The 17652-nt window shown below is 71.2% G+C and carries 14 protein-coding genes; 4 read left to right on the top strand and 10 right to left on the bottom strand.

Features of this window, described 5'->3' with window-relative positions; translation table 11 throughout:
• Positions 1–169: 169 nt before the first annotated feature.
• The 8 genes from ACFE76_RS18730 to ACFE76_RS18695 form a co-directional block, all read right to left on the bottom strand.
• Positions 170–3628, bottom strand: coding sequence for an SNF2-related protein (locus ACFE76_RS18730; RefSeq protein ID WP_375433300.1), 3459 nt, complete (start codon positions 3626–3628; stop codon positions 170–172).
• A gap of 244 nt (positions 3629–3872) precedes the next feature.
• Positions 3873–4577, bottom strand: a complete 705-nt coding sequence (locus ACFE76_RS18725) for a 3-oxoacid CoA-transferase subunit B (protein WP_375433299.1) — start codon at positions 4575–4577, stop codon at positions 3873–3875.
• Positions 4574–5266: a 3-oxoacid CoA-transferase subunit A gene (locus ACFE76_RS18720; protein WP_375433298.1), complete on the bottom strand. Its 693-nt coding sequence runs from the start codon at positions 5264–5266 to the stop codon at positions 4574–4576. Before ACFE76_RS18720 ends, ACFE76_RS18725 begins: the two co-directional genes overlap by 4 nt.
• Entirely contained in the window at positions 5263–6465 is a 1203-nt protein-coding gene (locus ACFE76_RS18715) for a thiolase family protein (protein WP_375433297.1), read from the bottom strand. The genes ACFE76_RS18720 and ACFE76_RS18715 overlap by 4 nt, the downstream gene beginning before the upstream one ends.
• Before the next feature lie 43 nt (positions 6466–6508).
• Positions 6509–7489, bottom strand: coding sequence for a branched-chain amino acid ABC transporter permease (locus tag ACFE76_RS18710; RefSeq protein ID WP_375433296.1), 981 nt, complete (start codon positions 7487–7489; stop codon positions 6509–6511).
• Positions 7486–8391 (bottom strand): branched-chain amino acid ABC transporter permease, encoded by a 906-nt coding sequence (locus ACFE76_RS18705; RefSeq protein ID WP_375433295.1) that lies wholly within the window; start codon positions 8389–8391, stop codon positions 7486–7488. The genes ACFE76_RS18710 and ACFE76_RS18705 overlap by 4 nt, the downstream gene beginning before the upstream one ends.
• Before the next feature lie 9 nt (positions 8392–8400).
• On the bottom strand, positions 8401–9621 hold the full coding sequence (locus ACFE76_RS18700) for an ABC transporter substrate-binding protein (protein WP_375433294.1): 1221 nt from the start codon (positions 9619–9621) through the stop codon (positions 8401–8403).
• A complete protein-coding gene (locus tag ACFE76_RS18695; RefSeq protein WP_375433293.1) occupies positions 9618–11240 on the bottom strand; it encodes an ATP-binding cassette domain-containing protein in 1623 nt (540 codons plus the stop codon). The genes ACFE76_RS18700 and ACFE76_RS18695 overlap by 4 nt, the downstream gene beginning before the upstream one ends.
• Positions 11241–11493: 253 nt before the next feature.
• Here ACFE76_RS18695 and ACFE76_RS18690 point away from each other — a divergent pair, with 253 nt between their 5' ends.
• Genes ACFE76_RS18690 through ACFE76_RS18675 form a run of 4 tightly spaced genes read left to right on the top strand, consistent with a single transcriptional unit; the run spans position 11494 to position 15288 of the window.
• Positions 11494–12459: a VOC family protein gene (locus tag ACFE76_RS18690; protein WP_375433292.1), complete on the top strand. Its 966-nt coding sequence runs from the start codon at positions 11494–11496 to the stop codon at positions 12457–12459.
• A complete protein-coding gene (locus ACFE76_RS18685) occupies positions 12459–13514 on the top strand; it encodes a zinc-binding alcohol dehydrogenase family protein (RefSeq protein ID WP_375433291.1) in 1056 nt (351 codons plus the stop codon). The genes ACFE76_RS18690 and ACFE76_RS18685 overlap by 1 nt, the downstream gene beginning before the upstream one ends.
• A gap of 47 nt (positions 13515–13561) precedes the next feature.
• The gene (locus ACFE76_RS18680; protein WP_375433290.1) at positions 13562–14398 is read left to right on the top strand and encodes an IclR family transcriptional regulator; all 837 of its coding nucleotides are present in this window, start codon (positions 13562–13564) and stop codon (positions 14396–14398) included.
• Positions 14398–15288 (top strand): fumarylacetoacetate hydrolase family protein, encoded by an 891-nt coding sequence (locus ACFE76_RS18675; RefSeq protein ID WP_375433289.1) that lies wholly within the window; start codon positions 14398–14400, stop codon positions 15286–15288. Before ACFE76_RS18680 ends, ACFE76_RS18675 begins: the two co-directional genes overlap by 1 nt.
• A 192-nt stretch (positions 15289–15480) precedes the next feature.
• Here ACFE76_RS18675 and ACFE76_RS18670 read toward each other — a convergent pair whose 3' ends face one another.
• Together ACFE76_RS18670 and ACFE76_RS18665 are read right to left on the bottom strand one after the other, a co-directional pair.
• On the bottom strand, positions 15481–16026 hold the full coding sequence (locus tag ACFE76_RS18670; protein WP_375433288.1) for a cupin domain-containing protein: 546 nt from the start codon (positions 16024–16026) through the stop codon (positions 15481–15483).
• 19 nt (positions 16027–16045) lie between these two features.
• Complete coding sequence (locus tag ACFE76_RS18665) at positions 16046–17596, bottom strand: bifunctional 3-(3-hydroxy-phenyl)propionate/3-hydroxycinnamic acid hydroxylase (protein ID WP_375433287.1); 1551 nt, start codon at positions 17594–17596, stop codon at positions 16046–16048.
• Positions 17597–17652: the final 56 nt, after the last annotated feature.

The raw sequence follows: 17652 nt of genomic DNA, 5'->3' as shown, positions 1-17652 counted from the left end.
TTTTCACATGATCAACACGAGCTCAACAGGCAGCGCAGTGAAAGCGCCGGGCTAGTCCTTCTCGTGCGCTACAACGATGGCCACGCCGTGGGGCTGAGACGGTGGTCAGCCTTCGGCGGAGGCGGGAGTGTCCACCACCGGACGGCGTTCGATGCCACCTCCGCACGCGTCAGCTCGCGCGACCCGCCTCGGTGGCCTCGAACAACCCGCGGATGTCGTCGGGACCGAGGCTGCCGGAAAAGGTGCCCTCGTCGTCGCCCAGGACCGCATCGAACAGCTGGGCCTTGCGAGTCTTCAGCGCCATCACCTTCTCCTCGATGGTGTTCGCCGAGACGAGCCGGTGGACCATCACGTTGCGGGTCTGACCGATCCGGTGGGTGCGGTCGATGGCCTGGTTCTCCGTGGCCGGGTTCCACCACGGGTCCAGCATGAACACGTAGTCGGCCTCGGTCAGGTTGAGCCCGAAACCGCCGGCTTTCAGGCTGATCAAGAACAGCGGGGCGTCGCCGGTCTTGAACCGCTCGACCACCGCGGCCCGCCGCCGTGTGGCGCCGTCCAGGTACTCGTAGCCGATGCCCTCGTGGTCGGCGCGTTCGGCGACCTTGCGCAGGAAGGAGGTGAACTGGCTGAACACCAGCGCCCGATGCCCGGCGCCGGTGACGTCCGCCAGCTTCTCGAACAGCAGCTCCAGCTTGGCCGACGGCACCCCGGCGTACCGCTCCGGGTCGGTCAGGGAGATGTCGATCGCGGCCCGTCGCAGCAGGGTGAGCGAGCGAAAGATCGTGAACCGGTTGCCCTCGTAGTCCTCGTCGAGCAGCCGGAGCACCCGCTGCCGCTCACGCTGCAGCAGCAGGTCGTACGCGCGTCGGTGCTTCGGGGCCAGCTCGACGCGCAGCTCCTGGTGGATGCGTTCGGGCAGGTCGGGAGCCACCTGCTCCTTGGTCCGGCGGAGCAGGATCGGGCGGATCCGTCGGCGCAGCCGGGCGAGCGCCGCCTCGCCGGACGCCGTCGCCCCCAGGTCGGCTTGCCGATCCTCGTCGCTGTAGCTCACCAGGTGTCCCGCGTCCGCCTGCCGGATCGACTGCCGGGACCGCAGCCCATCGGCAACCGTCTTGACGTAGTCCTCGCGGAACCGGGTGGCCGAGCCGTACAGACCCGGAGCGACGACGGCGAGCATCGCCCACAGCTCCATCAGGTTGTTCTCCATCGGCGTCCCGGTGACCGCCAGCTTGAACGGCGCCTTCAGCAGCCGGGCGCACTCGTGGACGCGGGTCTTCGGGTTCTTCAGGAACTGCGCTTCGTCCAGGATGAGCCCGGCCCACTCGACCGTCGCAAACTGCTCGAAGTCGAGCCGGAAAATGGCGTACGAGATCACCACGACGTCCACCTCGCCGACGATCTGCTCGATCGGGACGCCGAGGCGGCCCAGCGTGCTGGGGAGCACGACGACGTCGAGGTCAGGAGTGAACCGCTGCGCCTCCGCAGCCCAGTTGCCGGTCACCGACGCCGGTGCCACCACCAGGAACGGTGCACCGCGCTCATCGGGCCGCGTCGACCGGACGTGCTCGAGCAGGGTCAGCACCTCGATGGTCTTGCCCAGCCCCATGTCGTCGGCGAGGATGCCGCCGAGACTGTGCCGGTGCAGGAAGGCCAGCCAGTCGAACGCCTCCTTCTGGTACGGCCGCAGCTCGGCCGTCACGGTCTCCGGTACGTCCTCGGGCACCGGGGCGGCGCCGTCGCGGGCGAGCGCGGCCAGCGCACCCACCGACTCCCGCCACCGATCCGCCTGCTCGACGACGTCGGCCAGCTCCTCGAAGTCGCCCCACAGGCTCGCGGCGTAGCGGTTCAGCCGAAGCGGACCCGGCCTGTCCTCCAGCCGACGGGCTTCCTCGATCAGCTCCCGCAGGCGGTCGAGGGCCGCCACATCGGTGCGCAGGTAGCTGCCGTCGTCCAGCACCAGGTATTCCTCGCCCCGGGCGACCGCAGCAAACAGGGGCGCGAACGGCACCTCCCGGCCCTCGACGCTGACCCGGATGGCGAGGTCGAACCAGTCCGGATCCTCGCTCTCGCTCGCCCCGACCGTGATGAGCGGGGTGTCCTCGATCTCCCGATAGCTGGGCAGCTCCGTCGCCTCGACGACCACCTCCTCGGACGCCTCCAGCAGCGGCAGCAGATCCTGCGCGAACCGAACAGCCGCGGGGCCGCTGAGCTCGGTCGGCTCCTGGCTCAGAAACCGGGCCCCGAGCGTCTTCTCGACTCCCTGCCAGATGGCCGTCTCCGCTTCCGGGTCGCGGAACGCCTCCGAGGTGGGGTGCAGCCGACAGCGGGCAGTGCCGTACGCCCACTCCCAGCCCAGCTGGAGCGTGCTGGGTTGCGGCGAGGTGATCATCAGCACCAGCCGAGGCGGAGCAGGCTCGGGCAGCGTCACACTTCCGTCGAAGCAGCGCAGGTGCACCCTGCGCCGCAGGGTCAGGTAGGCCGACTCGAGGAAGTCGGTCACCTCCGCCTTCGGGACGGTCGCGTCGCGGAAGCCGGTCAGGGCCCGGTCGTCCTCGGACAGCCGACGCGCCGTCGGGCCCAAGTCGAGGTGACGCGCCTTGCCGATCGACCGCACCGCGAACAGTCCGCTCTTGCCGACCGCTCCGATCACGTCGTAGCCGGCCGCCACATCGTCGAACGCCAGGTGACGTCGAAGCTGGATCCCGCCTTCCCCGTCGGCCGTGGCCGCCAGGGCGAGGTCGGCGCGCGACGCCAGCGCGACGGTGTCGCGAGCAGCGCTACCGAGGAGCGGGACTCCCAGCCGCGCGCCTTCAGCCAGCAGCAGCCAGAGCGCCGAGGACGTGAAGTCCTCCAGCGCGCGCCACTCGGGGGCGTTGTAGCCGTAGCCGGTCCGGCTGGTCCACAGTGAGCCCAGCTCGCTCACCCACTCGGTGACCTGGGGATCGAACGGCGAGCGTCCGTAGTGTCCCGGACTCCACCCGACCCCGTACCCACCGGACCAGCCGCCGTTGGCTCCCTGCTGCACGGGCCGGACCTGGAGCCGGATCGGGATCACGAGCGATCGCGGGCCTGCCTCGGTGGCCTGCTTCAGGCCGTCGACGCGAAACTGGAGACCGAGCGGCGGGTAGGTGCGGGCGAGCGGGATGCTGCTCTGCGGGCCGCCGCCGCCGCGGGTCAACGCACCCAGCGCGGTCTTCCAGGCCGGCACGGGCGGCGCTGCCGGCCGAGGCGGGCTGGTCGGCGGTGCCGTCGATCGCTTGGCGTGGGACTGGTTGGCCGGCGCCCGGGTCGGCGGCTTGGGCAGGTCTGGCAGCGGCTGGGCGACCGCTCGCTCGTGGTAGGCGAGCAGGCTCGCCACGACATGCTTGCAGTGACCACCGATCGGGCAGCTGCACGAGGAGTCAGTCACCTCACTGCCCGATGCGACCTCGCTCAGCCAGACCGAGGTGGCGTACGGCTTGGGGTGACTGCCGCGGACAGCGCCGACCAGCCGCCTCTCGTCCGGGTCCCACTCGAGGCGGGTGACCCGGCGGAGGCGGTGGTACTCCTGGCCGCGGGCGTACGACCCGGGGTCGACCGCGCCTCGGATCGTCGCATGGTCGATGAGCGGGAGCGAGGTGGCGGCCACCAGACCATTGTCGCCGACGACGGCGGGGTGACGTGGATGTCGTCCCCGCCGCCGGCCGGGTCGGACCCTCGACCGGCCGGGATGCCTGCCTGATTCCGGCACTGTTCCGGGTTCAGACCACCGCCGTCATGCCGCCGTCGATGGCGAGGACCTGGCCGTCCACGAAGTCCGAGCTCGGGGAGACCGGGCGGCGCTGCTGAGATCGGCGGTGACGACGGTGCCGACCACCCGCTCGCCCTCGAGGTCAGGTTCTGCGGGGCTGCGGCGCCACCGGACGGGCCGCAGTCGTGGGCTCGACGCTCGCGAGGGTGAAGCTCAGGCGCTGCTGGAGGTCGGCGAAGGAGATGCCGTAGGTCTCGGTCACCGACGCTCCGTGCGTCCCGGTCGCGAAGGTGGCGTAGTCGGTGTAGACCCGGCTGACGCACCTCAGCCCCGTCAGGGGATAGCTGCACTGGCGGACGAGCTTCGCCGTGCCGTCCCGGGCGAACAGCGACATCATCACCACGACCGACTTGGCCCCGATCGCCAGGTCCATCGCGCCGCCCACCGCAGGGATCGCGTCCGCGGCTCCGGTGTGCCAGTTGGCCAGGTCGCCGTGCTCGGACACCTGGAAAGCCCCGAGGACGCAGACATCGAGGTGTCCGCCCCGCATCATCGCGAAGGAGTCGGCCTGGTGAAAGTACGCAGCGCCGGGCAGCTCGGTCACGGCGACCTTGCCGGCGTTGATCAAGTCAGGGTCGACGTCGTCGCCCCAGGCGGCCGGGCCCATGTTGAGCATCCCGTTCTCGGTGTGCAGCACGACCTCGGACGCGGGGCTCAGATGGTCGGCGACCAGGGTGGGCTGGCCGATGCCGAGGTTGACGTAGGCGCCGGACGGGATGTCGGCGGCGACGGCGGCGGCCAGCTCGTGCTGGTCGCGGGGTCCGCGCCGAAGATGCTCGATGGTCATGGCGAGTCCGGTCTGGTCCGCGCGTGCGCCGCCAGGTCCAGCAGCGTGTCGACGTAGATGCCGGGTGTGACCACGACCTCGGGGTCGATCTCACCGGGCTCCACCACCGTCGTCACCTGGGCGATGGTCCGGCGAGCGGCAGCAGCCATCACCGGGCCGAAGTTGCGGGCGGTCTTGCGGTAGGTCAGGTTCCCCAGCCGGTCGCCGACGTGGGCGGCGATCAGGGCCACGTCACCCCTCAGCGGCAGCTCGAGCACGTAGTCGCGACCCTCGATCGTCCGGGTCTCCTTGCCCGCGGCCAGCGGCGTACCCACGCCCGTGGGGGAGAAGAACGCGCCGATCCCGGCGCCGGCCGCGCGCAGCCGCTCGGCCAGGTTGCCCTGCGGGACGAGCTCGAGGTCGATCGAGCCGGCGCGATAGAGGCGGTCGAAGACCCAGGAGTCGCTCTGCCGAGGGTAGGAGCAGATGATCTTGCGCACCTGGCCGGCGGCCAGGAGGGCAGCGAGCCCGCGGTCACCGTTGCCGGCGTTGTTGCTGATCACGGTCAGGTCGCTGGCGCCCTGCCGGATCAACGCGTCGATCAAGAACACCGGCATGCCGGCCATGCCGAAGCCCCCGATCAGGACCGTCGAGCCGTCCTCGATGCTGCCGACCGCCTCCTGGGCGTCCTCGGTGACCGCGACCCTCACCAGCGCCTGCCCTGGGTCGGCGCCACGTTCTCCGCCACCACGGCGAGCCCCTGACCGACACCGATGCAGATGGCGGCGACGCCCCACCGTTCCCCGCGCTCGATGAGCACCTTGGCCAGCGTGCCCAGGATGCGGCCGCCCGACGCGCCCAGCGGATGACCGACGGCGATGGCGCCTCCTCTGGTGTTGACGATGTCGGGATCGATGCCCCAGGCGTCGACGCACGCCAGCGACTGGACGGCGAAGGCCTCGTTGAGCTCGACCGCTCCCACCTCGCCCCAACCGATCCCGGCCCGACGCAGCGCCTGGTCCGCGGCCGCGACGGGTGCGTACCCGAACGCGGGTGGTTCCAGCGCCGCAGTCCCTCGGCCCGCGATCCGCACGAGCGGGTCCAGACCGATGGTGTCCGCAGCAGCACGCGATCCGAGGAGCACCGCCGAGGCCCCGTCGCTCAGCGGGGACGCGTTGCCGGCGGTGATGGTCCCGTCGGGCCGAAAGGCGGGTCGCAGGCCCGCCAGGACCTGTGGCGTGCTCCCGGGTCGGATGCTCTCGTCCCGCGCCAGGTCCGTGCCGGGCACCCGGACGACGATGTCGTCGTAGAAACCCTCGGTCCAGGCGGAGTCGGCGAGCTGGTGGGAGCGAGCCGCGAAAGCGTCCTGACGCTCTCGGGAGATGGAGAACCGCTCCTGCAGCTGCTCGTTGCCCTCCCCCAACGAGACCGTCCACGCCGTCGGCATCGCGGGGTTGACCAGCCTCCAGCCCAGCGTCGTCGACACCGCAACCAGGTCCTCGGGCGGGAACGCCCGCCTCGGTTTCGGCAGCACCCAGGGCGCTCGCGTCATGGACTCGACCCCACCGGCGACGACCACGTCGGCGTCACCGGTCTCGATGGTGCGGGTCGCCATCATCGCCGCGTCCAGACCCGAGCCGCAGAGCCGGTTGACCGTGGTGGCCGGCACGCTCACCGGTAGCCCGGCCAGCAGGACCGCCATTCGTCCCACGTTGCGGTTGTCCTCGCCTGCCCCGTTGGCGTCCCCCCAGACCACCTCGCCGACGTCGGCCGGGTCGAGCTCGGGGGCCTGGGCCAGCACGCCCCGGAGCGCGGTCGCGGCCAGGTCGTCGGGACGCACGTCGGCGTACGCTCCCCCGAAGCGGCCGAAGGGCGTCCTGGTCGAGGCGTACAGGTAGCTGGCGGTCATCCCTCCCCTTCCGCGGTCGTCCACACCTCGCGCCGGCGGCCCCTCATGTGGAGGCCGGACGCCGTCGGACCAGGAACCTGGTCAGGTTCTGCAGCGCACCGAGCAGGCCGTTCGGGAGGAACGTGATCAGCACCACGATCAGCAGGCCGGAGACGATCGCGCTCACGGTCGGGAACTGCTGCAGCTGGACGGTCAGACCGTAGTAGACGACGACCGCGCCGATCGCGGGACCCCAGACGGTGCCGAGGCCGCCGACGATGGCCATCACGACGAAGGAGATCGTCCAGCCGACCCCGAAGGCCGAGAACGGCTCGATCGAGATCGTCGTCATCGCGAACGCGGCCCCGACGAGCGAGGTCAGCACTCCCGACACCACGAGCGCGCCCAGCTTGGTCAGGAACGGGGCCACGCCGAGGCTGTCGGCGACGTCCTCGTCGTCGCGGACCGCCATCAGCCGGAGTCCGTAGCGACTGTGGGCGATCGCGACGCCGGCGCCGATGGCTGCGACGGCCAGGAGCACGGCCAGGGTGAAGGTCGCCGACGGTGTGGGGACGAGCGCGAGGGGAGCGGAGAGTCCCTGGGTCGCACCGGTGAAGGACCAGACGGTCATCCACGACAGCGCCGCCAGGGCGAACGCGAGCGACCCGATCGTGAAGTAGGCCCCCCGGAGCCGGAACAGCACCGCCCCCATCACGGCCGCCAGCGTCGCACCGGCCACGCCGGCGGCGAGCAGCGCCGGGACGGTGCTCCAGCCCCGGGTCAGCATCACCATCACCGTGGTGTAGCCCCCGACGCCCACGAAGGTCGACTGGGCGAGGGAGAACTGACCGCCCATCCCGCCGATCAGGTTCCAGGCCGTCGCGCCGGCGACGTAGAGCAGCAGGGACGTGGCCACGTTCTCGCCCTGCCGGCTGAGAGCCGGGTGAACGAGCAGTGCGCCGGCCAGGAGCGCAACGACGCCACACCAGGACAGGGCCGCCGCCGTGGGCCGGGCGTGACCGGCGAGGCGGATCGCGATGGTCACGGCGAGACCTGGGCCAGCTGCGCGGCGGTCGCGGACCGCCGCCGGGGGATCGCCGAACGGATCCGGCCGGCGGTGGGCGCGGCGAGCAGGATCACCAGGAAGGCGACGTAGACGACGAGGTCGCGATACTGCCCCCCGAGGACGCTGCTCCCGACGCTCTGGATCACACCGATCGCGAGCCCGCCCCCCAGAGCGCCCAGCACGCCGCGGCTCCCGGCCAGGACGACCACGGTGAACCCGATGACCAGATAGCCGAGCCCGGTCGTCGGCCCGAAGGAGTACCCGATGCCGACCAGCACCCCGGCGACTCCGGCGAAGGCCGCGGCCAGGGCGAAGGTGAAGGCGTACACGTGCTGGACGTCGATCCCCATCGTGGCGGCGGTCCTCGGATCGGCCGCGGCCGCCCGGAGCGCAGATCCGAACTGGCTGCGCGTGATCATCAGGTGCGTCCCCACGATGAGCACCACCGCGATCAGCAGCGTGATGGCGCCGCTGAGCCGCAAGGTGCCGCCGAGCACCGAGAACCCGGCGGTGGCGTAGGAGGCGTTCAGCGTCCGGGCGTCCCCACCGAAGATCTGGGCCAGCAGTGCGCTCAGCAGCAGCGACATCCCGAAGGTCGCCACCAGCGGTGGCTCGAGGCCGCGCCGCAACAACCCGGTCAGCACCAGACGTTGGACCGGGTACGCCAGCACGAACATCACCGGGACGACGACCACCAGAGAGATCAGCGGGTCGACCCCGAGGATCCCGATGGTGACCGAGGCGAGGTAGGCACCCACGACCAAGAGGTCGCCGTGGGCCAGGTTCACCAGCCCCATGACTCCGAAGACCAGCGACAGGCCCAGCGCGACGATGGCGTAGAGGCCGCCGCTGAGCAGTCCGCTCAGCACCGTGTTGAGCATCGTCTGGCCCTACCGCAGACCCTGGGCCGGGAACTGGAGCGCCACCGAGCCTTTGGTCTTGGGGAAGACCTGGAGCGTCTCGGAACCCTGCCACTGCACGTTGACGGCGGTGACGGCGGCGCTGTGGCTGCCGTCGAAGGCCACGCGCTGGCCGAAGGCCGTCATCGTGTCCGTCTTGGCGATCGCCGCGTTGATCGGGTCGGCCTCGGTGGAACCGGCCGCCGCAATGGCGTCGGTGAGGATCTTCGCCGCCGAGAACTCGGCGAGGAAGGACTGCAGGTCGAGGTTGTCCCCGAGCTTGGGCGTGAACTCACGGGTGAGCTCGGCCTGGAGCGGGTCGTCCGAGGCCAGCATCCACCCGTTGCCCTGAGTCCCCTCGGCCAGCGGGCCGAGGGCCTTCTGAAAGGCTCCGGGGGCCGCACACTTCAGGCAGTGGACGACCGACGGGCTCCAGCCCAGGGACTTCATCTGCTTCCACAGGGCGAACGAGTCGGGCGGGATCATCTGGGCGATCAGGATCTGGGCGTCGGCGGCTTTGGCCTTCTGGACGAACGTGGAGTAGTCGGTCGTTCCCACCGGGAACTCCGCGTGGGTGGCGATGGTGTAGCCGAAGGTGGGCGCCTTCTCCGCCCACAGCTTGCCCATCACGATCCCGTCCTGCTCGTTGTCGGTGAACAGGGCGACCTTCTTGTTGGTCCGCACCTGGTCGGCCCCCAGGAACTGGGTGTCGGTCTGCTGGTTCTCGTCGAAGAAGAAGTTCCAGGAGTACGTCCAGCCGGACGGGTTGCCCGCCTTCCACGCCTCGATCGGCGTCAGGGTGCTGACGAAGGGCACCTTCTGCTGCTCGGCGACGTTGGCGGCGGGGATGGCCAGCGGCGGGCTGACCGAGCCGAGCAGCCCGACCACGCCGTCCTTCAGGACCAGGTCGCGGCTCTGCTGGGCGACCGTGTTCGGGTCGCTCTGGCTGTCCCGCAGGACCAGCTCCACCTGACGCGGCTGGCCGCCCACCGTGATGCCGCCGGCCGCGTTCACCCGGTCCACGTCGGTCTGGTACGCCTGCTGGATGATCGGCCCGAAACCGGCGAGCGACCCCGTCAGCGGGATGGAGGCTCCGATCTTGATCGGACCGCTGTCGCTGCTGGTCCCGCCGGGCCCGCCGCCGCAACCGGCGAGGACCAGTGCGCCCAGGGTCACGGCGCTCAACGAGGCGATGAGCCGGGAACGTGTCATGGCAACTCCTTCTGTCCGGGCCGGTCGGGGTCGACCGGCGCTGTCGCGTTCGTCCCGCCGAGGTAGGCGGCGATCAGGTGCTCCTGGGTGAGTCCGGCCGGCGCCCCGTCGTAGACGACCCGGCCGTGGGTGAGGACCACGGCATGGTCGGCGAGCCGGAGGGACCGGTCGACGTCCTGCTCGATCAGCAGCAGCCCGGTGCCGGACGAGGCGGCGTCCTGCAGCGCGAGGTAGATCTCGTCGGCCACCTTGGGGGAGAGGCCGAGCGTCACCTCGTCGAGCACGAGCAGGAGCGGGCTCGCCATCAGGGCCCGGGCGATGGCCAGCATCTGCTGCTGGCCGCCCGACATCGTCGTGCCCAGCTGCCCGCGCCTCTCGGCCAGGACCGGGAAGGTGCTGAAGACGCGGTCCAGGCGCGTGCGCCGCTCGGCTGCTCGCACTCCGTAAGCGCCGAGCTGCAGGTTCTCCAGCACGGTCAGGCCGGGAAAGAGCCGCCGGCCTTCCTGGCAGTGGGCGATCCTCAGGGCGGGCCGGTGATGGGCCGGCACGCGCGTGATGTCGACGCCCTGCCAGTGCAGGGTGCCGGACCGGACCGGGAGCATCCCGCTGATCGTCTCGGCCAGGGTGGACTTGCCCGCGCCGTTGGGGCCGAGCACGGTGGTGATCGATCCCGCCTCGACCACCAGGTCCACCTTCTCCAGCGCCCGGTGCATGCCGCGTTGCACGCTCAGGGCCGTGACCCGTAGTCCCGCGTCGGTGCGACCCGGGCCGGGTAGGGACCGAGGAGGCTCCTGCCGGCGGTCGGCGGGCCCGGCGCCGAGGTAGACCTGCTGCACGCGCTCGTCGGCGGTCACCTGCGCCGGTGTGCCGGAGGTGAGCAGTGCGCCGAAGTTCAGGACCAGGACCCGGTCGGCCAGCTCGTGGACGACCTTCTGCACGTGCTCGACGATCAGCAGGGTGGACCCGGCGGCGTGCAGCCGGGCGATCAGGGCGATCGCCTCGTCCAGCTCGGACTCGTTGAGGCCGGCGCTCACCTCGTCGAGCAACAGCAGTCGCGGCTCCGTGGCGAGCGCGCGGGCCATCTCGAGCCGCTTGAGGTCCAGCAGCGGCAGGGAGCCTGCGGGCCGCTCAGCCTTGTCAGCCAGCGCGGTGAGGTGCAGGATCTCCGCGAGCCGGTCCTGCTCGCGCCCCGAGCGCCGGGCGGCGCCCGCCCGCAGGCCGACCTCGATGTTCTGCCGCACGCTGATGCTGGGCAGGGGACGTGGCACCTGCCGAGCCAAGGCGACACCTGCACGCGCCAGGGACCGGGCCGAGCGCCCCTGGATGGGACCGTGGCCGGCCAGCTCGATCGTTCCCGAGGTCGGTCGGTCCTGTCCGGCGATCATCTTCAGCAGCGTCGACTTGCCAGCTCCGTTGGGGCCGATCACGGCCAGCTTCTCGTGCTGCCGGATGGTGAAGGAGAGGTCGTCGACGGCCGTGATGCCGCCGAAGCGGCGGATCAACCGCTCGACGGTGAGGAGGTCGGTGGCCCGCGGGGCCGTGGGACTCGTCGGCCCGGCGACGACGCTCGGCCGCTCGTTCGCGCGCACCCGGGCTGCGGGTGCTGAACCACCGGGCATATGGGTCTCCTTCGTTGGAGCGATGCGCCGGCTCGGCGCTCACGTCGGCCGTCCGGCCTCCCCGCTGCAGGCGCGAGGACGACGTTCCGTCCCGGACGAACGAGCATCTGCAGCGACTTCTGCAGGACTGTATCTTACGCTAGGGGTAATGCGCTACGCTTTAGATAACCAGATGTCGACGTACGGTGTGCTTGACCAGACGACGTGACCGCGTCGCGGAGCAAGCGGGCCTGCGCCACCAAGGAGGTCGACGATGACACCGAAGAAGCTGATGACCCCGGAGCACGAGCCGGACCTGAGCCCGGCCGGCGGACAGGGCTCCTCGGGCCGTGCGCCTGCTCCGGTCAGCAAACCCGGCTTCTACCAGCTGCGCAGCCCAGACCTGGACCGGATGGCGCACTACTACGAGGACGCGCTCGGCTTCGTCGTCACGGAGCGGACCGACTCGGCCGTCTACCTGACGACGAGCACCGAGCACCACTGCGTGGTGATCGAGCGCGGCCCGGCCGACGGTCGGCAGGCGCTGGGCTTCGAGGTCGCCGCGCCGTTGGACGAGGTGCAGCGCGATCTCCGGGCCCTCGGGATCTCCTCGGAGCTGCGGTCCGACGCCCAGCCCGGGATCCCTGCGTCGCTGGTGCTGCCCGAGCACGGCACGGCCACGCCGCTGCACCTGTACCCGGAGCAGGTGCCGACCGGTTCACCGAGCTCGCTGGGCATCCGACCGAGCAAGCTCGGCCACGTCGCCTCCTACGTCGAGGACCTGGACGCGACCCAGTCGTTCTACACCGACGTCCTCGGCTTCCGGTGGTCCGACATCATCGGCGACTTCTTCACCTTCCTGCGCTGCAACACCGACCACCACGCCATCAACCTGATGCGCAGCACCCGCAAGCGCGGCCTGTTCCACGTCGCCTACGAGATGCGCGACATCAACCATCTGAAGGATGCGCTCGACCACCTCGCCCGACGGGAGATCCGCCTGGAGTGGGGTCCGGGCCGGCACGGCGCCGGGCACAACATCTTCACCTACCACCGCGACCCCGACGGCAACCTCGTCGAGCTGTTCACCGAGCTCGACGTGGTGCCTGACGACCGGACCGCCTACTTCGAGCCCCGACCCTGGCACGAGTCCTGGCCGCAGGGCCCGCAGGTCTGGGAACCCGGCGTCGAGGCGGCGAACAAGTGGGGCCCGGTCGACCCCGAGATGGTTGCGCACTGATGCAGGCCGTGCTGATGCGTGAGTTCGGCGCTGTCGACGTGCTCCGGCTCGAGGAGGTCCCGACGCCGGTGCTGGGCGCCGGCGAGGCGCTTGTCCGGGTCGGCGCCGTGGAGGTGTCGCGGACGCGGGATCTGGGCACCCGATCGGGCAGGCACCCGTTCTCGGCACTCGTGACCCTGCCCCACGTCCTCGGTGGCGACTGTGCGGGCGTGGTCGAGCTGGTCGCGGCCGGCGTCGACCCGGATCTGGTCGGGCGGCGGGTCGCGGTGATGAACACCCACACCTGCGGACGTTGCGCAGCCTGCCGCGCCGGCCGCCAGCACGAGTGCACCAAGCTGGAGATGGTCGGCATCCACCGTTGGGGCTCCTACGCCCAGTTCGTCGCCGTGCCCGTGAGCAGCCTGCACGCCCTGCCCGACGACATCACGTTGAGCGAAGCGGCCGCGCTCGCCGCGGTCGGACCCATCGCGTTGCACCAGCTCCGGACGGCAGAGCTGGGGACGGGGTCGACGCTGCTGGTGACCGGCGGTACCGGCGCCCTGGCCTCGGTGCTGGTCCAGCTGGCGTCGCGCTTCGGGACCCGGGTGCTGGCGCTGAGTCGCCGCCCCGACCTGGTGGTGCCGGTCGAGGGGATGACCGTGCTCGACGCGCGTGCTGAGGACCTGGGCGAACGGGTCCGCGGCCTCACCGACGGCCGGGGTGCTGACGCCGTGATCGACAACGTCTGCGACCCGACCGTGTTCGACCGCTATTTCCCAGCCCTGGCGAACGGATCCCGGATCGTGGTCTCGGGTGCGATCGGCACCCCCGAGCTGCCCGTGCTGCGGGTGCCCGCCGCGCCGCTCTACGTCCGCAGCATCGCGCTGATCGGCGTCCGCACGGCGACGAGCGCGGTGACGTCGGACTTCTGGGAGCTGGTCCGCTCCGGCTTCCGGCTGCCGGCCGGCCTGCTGCACGAACAGCCGCTGCACGCGGCGGCAGCGGCCCACGAAGCGGTGATGCACGGGCGGGCGGTCGGCCACACCCTCCTGGTCGTCGACGGTGCGCTGGGATGAGGCACGGCGCGCTCGCCACCGGACAGGATGAGTCAGCATTGGGTCCCATGACCAGTGAGCGCGTGGACGAGGGGCAGCAGCAGGGCATCCAGTCGATCGAGGTGGGCGCCCGGGTGCTGCGCGCGCTGGAGACCGGTCGCGGCCCACTCGCGCTGTCGGAGGTCGCTCGTCGAAGTGACATGCACCCGGCGAAGGTGCACCGCTATCTCGTCAGCCTGGTCCGGGTCGGCCTGGCCTCCCAGGACGGCAGCAGCGGTCGCTACGACCTCGGGCCGGCCGCGCGCCGGCTGGGGGTCGAGGCCTTGCGGCGGACCGATGCCGAAAGCGTCGCCGCCGCCCACGTCTCCCGGCTGCGCGACGAGACCGGTCACACGGTCGACATCGCCGTCTGGAGCGACGCCGGCCCGGTCATCGTCCGGTGGGACTCCGGCGCGCACGCGCTGCCCATGACCGTCCGGGTCGGCTCGGTGCTGCCGCTGCTCGACTCCGCGCTCGGTCAGGTGTTCCTGGCGAACCTGCCGGACGTGGTGACCGCCCGGGCGCTCGCCGGCCAGCAGGCGCGGCACGAGACCCGGGTGCTCGAACCGGCGGCGCAGGCCGCACTGCTCGAAGCCGTGCGCCGCGACGGTCACGCGAGCGCGCTCAACAACATGATCTACGGCATGTCAGCGCTGGCCGCCCCGGTCTTCGGAGCGGACGGACAGCTCGCCCTGGTCATCGGCCTCGCCGTGCCCGCGTGGATGCTCGAAGGTGGCAGCCCCGAGCTGGCCGGGGCGTTGCGCACCGCCGCGGCTGCCGTGTCCGCCGAGCTGGGGTATCCCGGCCCCGGCCAGGCCGCCGGCCCGACCGAGAACCCGACCGTCACCGACGCTGGGAGAAGCTGATGAATGACCTGCTGCTCGTGCAGTACCTGCTCCCCGCCGAGAACGTGCCCACAGCAGGGGTGCAGACGGCTGGCACGATCCGGGCCCTGCCCCCGGGCTGGCCGGTCACGATGGTCGAGCTGCTCGACCGGTGGGACGAGCTCGGGCCCCTCCTGCGGGCGCTCGAGCTCGACCGGCTGGAGATCGTCGAGGACGCCCGGCTGACGACGCCCATCACCTTCCCGCGCAAGGTCCTGTGCGCCGGAGCCAACTACTTCTCCCACACCGACGAGATGGGGACGGCGCGCCCGGACCCGGACGCGACGCCCTTCTTCTTCCTCAAGCCGCCGACCACCACGGTCGTCGGTCCGGGTGCGGTGGTGCCGCTGCCTGCGGGGGAGGACCCGAGGTACGACTGGGAGGGCGAGCTCGCCGTCGTCATCGGACGCCGTGCCCGCAGGGTCTCCCAAGCCGACGCCCGAGCGGTCGTCGCCGGATACACCGTCGCCGACGACCTCTCGGCGCGAGGACGGTTCGCCCGTCCGGACGCGGTGTTCCCCCCGTTCGGCTACGACTGGCTCGGCCACAAGGCGCAGGACGGCTCGTGCCCGATCGGGCCCGGGATCGCCCCGGCCTGGGCGTTGCCCGACATCGAGGCCAGTCGACTGACCCTCACCCTGAACGGGGAGGTCCAGCAGGACACCCTGCTCCAGGAGCTGGTGATCGGCATCGACGGGTTGGTCGCCGGGGCGAGCGAGTTCACCACCCTCGAACCCGGTGACCTGATCCTCACCGGTACCCCGGCCGGCGTCGGGCTGCCGCAGAACCGGTTCCTGTCCCCGGGGGACCGCATCGAGGTCTCCATCGACGGCATCGGCACGCTCGTGCACACCGTCGGCCCACCGGTGTGAGGTTCCACCGGTGTGAGGTCCGGCCGAACCTCCGGTTCTGACCCCTCCTCCGGTTCCCCCGCCGGCACGGCACCTGCGCGTCAGGGCCGAGGCCCTCAAACGTCAGCGGACTTGTCGTGACTTAGTCGGTCGGTTCGTGCGGGCTCGCGGCCCGCCTCGATGTCCGCGCCCGGGTCACGATCACCGAGCCGACTACGCGCGCGCCGAGGCCTCCTCGGCCCCGCCGTCCCGCAGGCCCGTCAGCTGCTCGATGTCGTACCTGCGCCGCAGGGCGACGATCTTCTCCGGGTCTGGCCGCCCGTTGCCTTCACGCAGCAGGGCGGCGAGCTCGTCGAAATAGTCCTCGTGGCCGCTCGGTGCAGACTGGAACAGCATCACCGCCCACTCCGTGGAGAGGTTGCCGAAGGCGTGCGGGACGCCGGCCGGGATGAACATCAACGATCCCGGTCCGCCCCGGAGGAAGGTCCGGCCGTCACGGGAGACCCAGTCGTGCCAGTCGCCCACGCTACGGTCGGTCGGCTCGAACGCGAGCATGTCCAGGGTGCCCTCCACGACGTAGAACAGCTCCTCGCCATGGCTGTGCACGTGTGCCCCGACGTCGTAGCCGGGCGGCACCCGGATCTCGAAGGTCGAGGTCAGAGCCTGGTCGCTCCCACCGGGAACTTTGAGCGTCGCGTGCAGGCCACCGCCGTGGATGAGTCGTCCACCACCCGGGGGCAGCATGACCGGTTCCGCCATCTCTACTCCTCTCTCGCGCTCAGGCTGAGGCGCCGGTGAGCGCCGGTCGGCCCGCCCAGGCCGCCCGGAGGCGGGACCGGAGCGCGGCCAGAGCCTCGGGGGTGCTTGCGGTGCCGTACACGTAGTAGTCAGGCCGGACGACCAGACCGTAGGCCTGGTGCTCCTCGAGCCACGACCCGTACACCTGCTCCAGATCGGCCACCGCGGTGGGGGCGGAGACGATCATCCCGCTCTGGTCCGGCTGCAGCCGGACCACCGTGAGGCCGGCCGGACCGTCGGGGTCAGCGTCACCCTTCGACACCTCGAACCAGCCATGGCCGAGCACCTCGTCGAAGCGTCCGGCCTCACACCCGTCGCTGACCCTGCCTTGGGGGACCAACGCGCCGGCACCCGGCGAGGGCTCCACCAGCCCCGCGCCAATGCCGGGAAAGCGGATCTTGACCGGTTCGCGGTGCTCGCGGCGATCGGCGATGAACGCCTCGTCGCGCCGCGCTGCGAGGACGGGGTCCCGCATGGTCTGCACCCGTCCGAGCTCGATCCCCTTGGTGATCACGGCTTCGACGTGTGGCTCCCGCTCGCTCTGGTAGCTGTCGAACAGGGTGTCCTCGGCCACGCCGCCGAGGACGAGGTCGAAGCGCATCGCCAGGTTCTTGGCGTCCCGGATGCCCGAGACCATGCCCTGTCCGAGGAAGGGCGGCATCTGGTGCGCCGCGTCCCCGGCGAGCAGGATCCGACCCTCGCGCCACCGGTGGGTCAGCAGGGAACGGAACGTGTAGGTGGCGACGCGGACGAGCTCGGCCTGGTCTGGTCGCAGGTAGCCGCTGACCCGCGCCCAGACCTTGGCCGGGTCCCGCTCGGTGTCGAAGGCCGCCTCGGAGTCGATCATGAAGCTGAACCGGTGATGATCATGACCGAGGGCGATGATCGAGATCGGCTGGGCCGGATCGCAGACCTGGCGCGCCTTCGGTAGTCCCGGGTCGCTCAGCAGCGCGAAGTCGCACACCAACCAGGGTTCGGAGAAGCCGAGGTCGGTCTGTCCGATGCCGAGCAGCCGACGGGTGAAGCTGTTGCCACCGTCGCAGGCCACCACCCACCGGGCGTGCACGGGTGCGCCCCCGGTCTCGATCCGCACCCCGTCGGCGTCTGGCCGGTAACCCGTCACCGGGGTCGAGAACCGTACGTCCACGGCGCCGGTCGCCCGGACCGCGGCGTCCAGGGCGTCCTCGAGGTCCGGCTGGTACATCATGTACCACTCCGCCCAGCCGCTGGCCCCGACCTCGGCGAAGTCGTGCTCGATGAGCAGCTCACCGGCGCCGTTGCGCCACTCGTAGTTGCGCTGGACGTGCAGCCGGGGCAGCAGGGTCTCGGCGATCCCGAGCTCGGCGAACGTGCGCATGGTCTCGTCGTCGAAGATGGCCGCCCGCGGCAGGTTGTAGAGGTCCGGGTAGCGCTCGAGCACGACCACCGAGTGGCCGCTGCGACCCAGCAGCGCCGCCATCGCCATCCCTACGGGGCCGTAGCCGACGACGGCGACGTCGTAGCGGTCGGTCTCCCGGACGCCTGTGCTCATGGGACCCCCTTGGTCGGGACGTGCTGGTCAGGACGTGCTGGCGCAGAACGGCGGTA

Origin of the sequence: uncultured Friedmanniella sp., from assembly GCF_964244005.1 — a bacterium.
Classification (GTDB): domain Bacteria; phylum Actinomycetota; class Actinomycetes; order Propionibacteriales; family Propionibacteriaceae; genus Microlunatus.
This window is presented reverse-complemented; position numbering and strand designations above follow the sequence as displayed.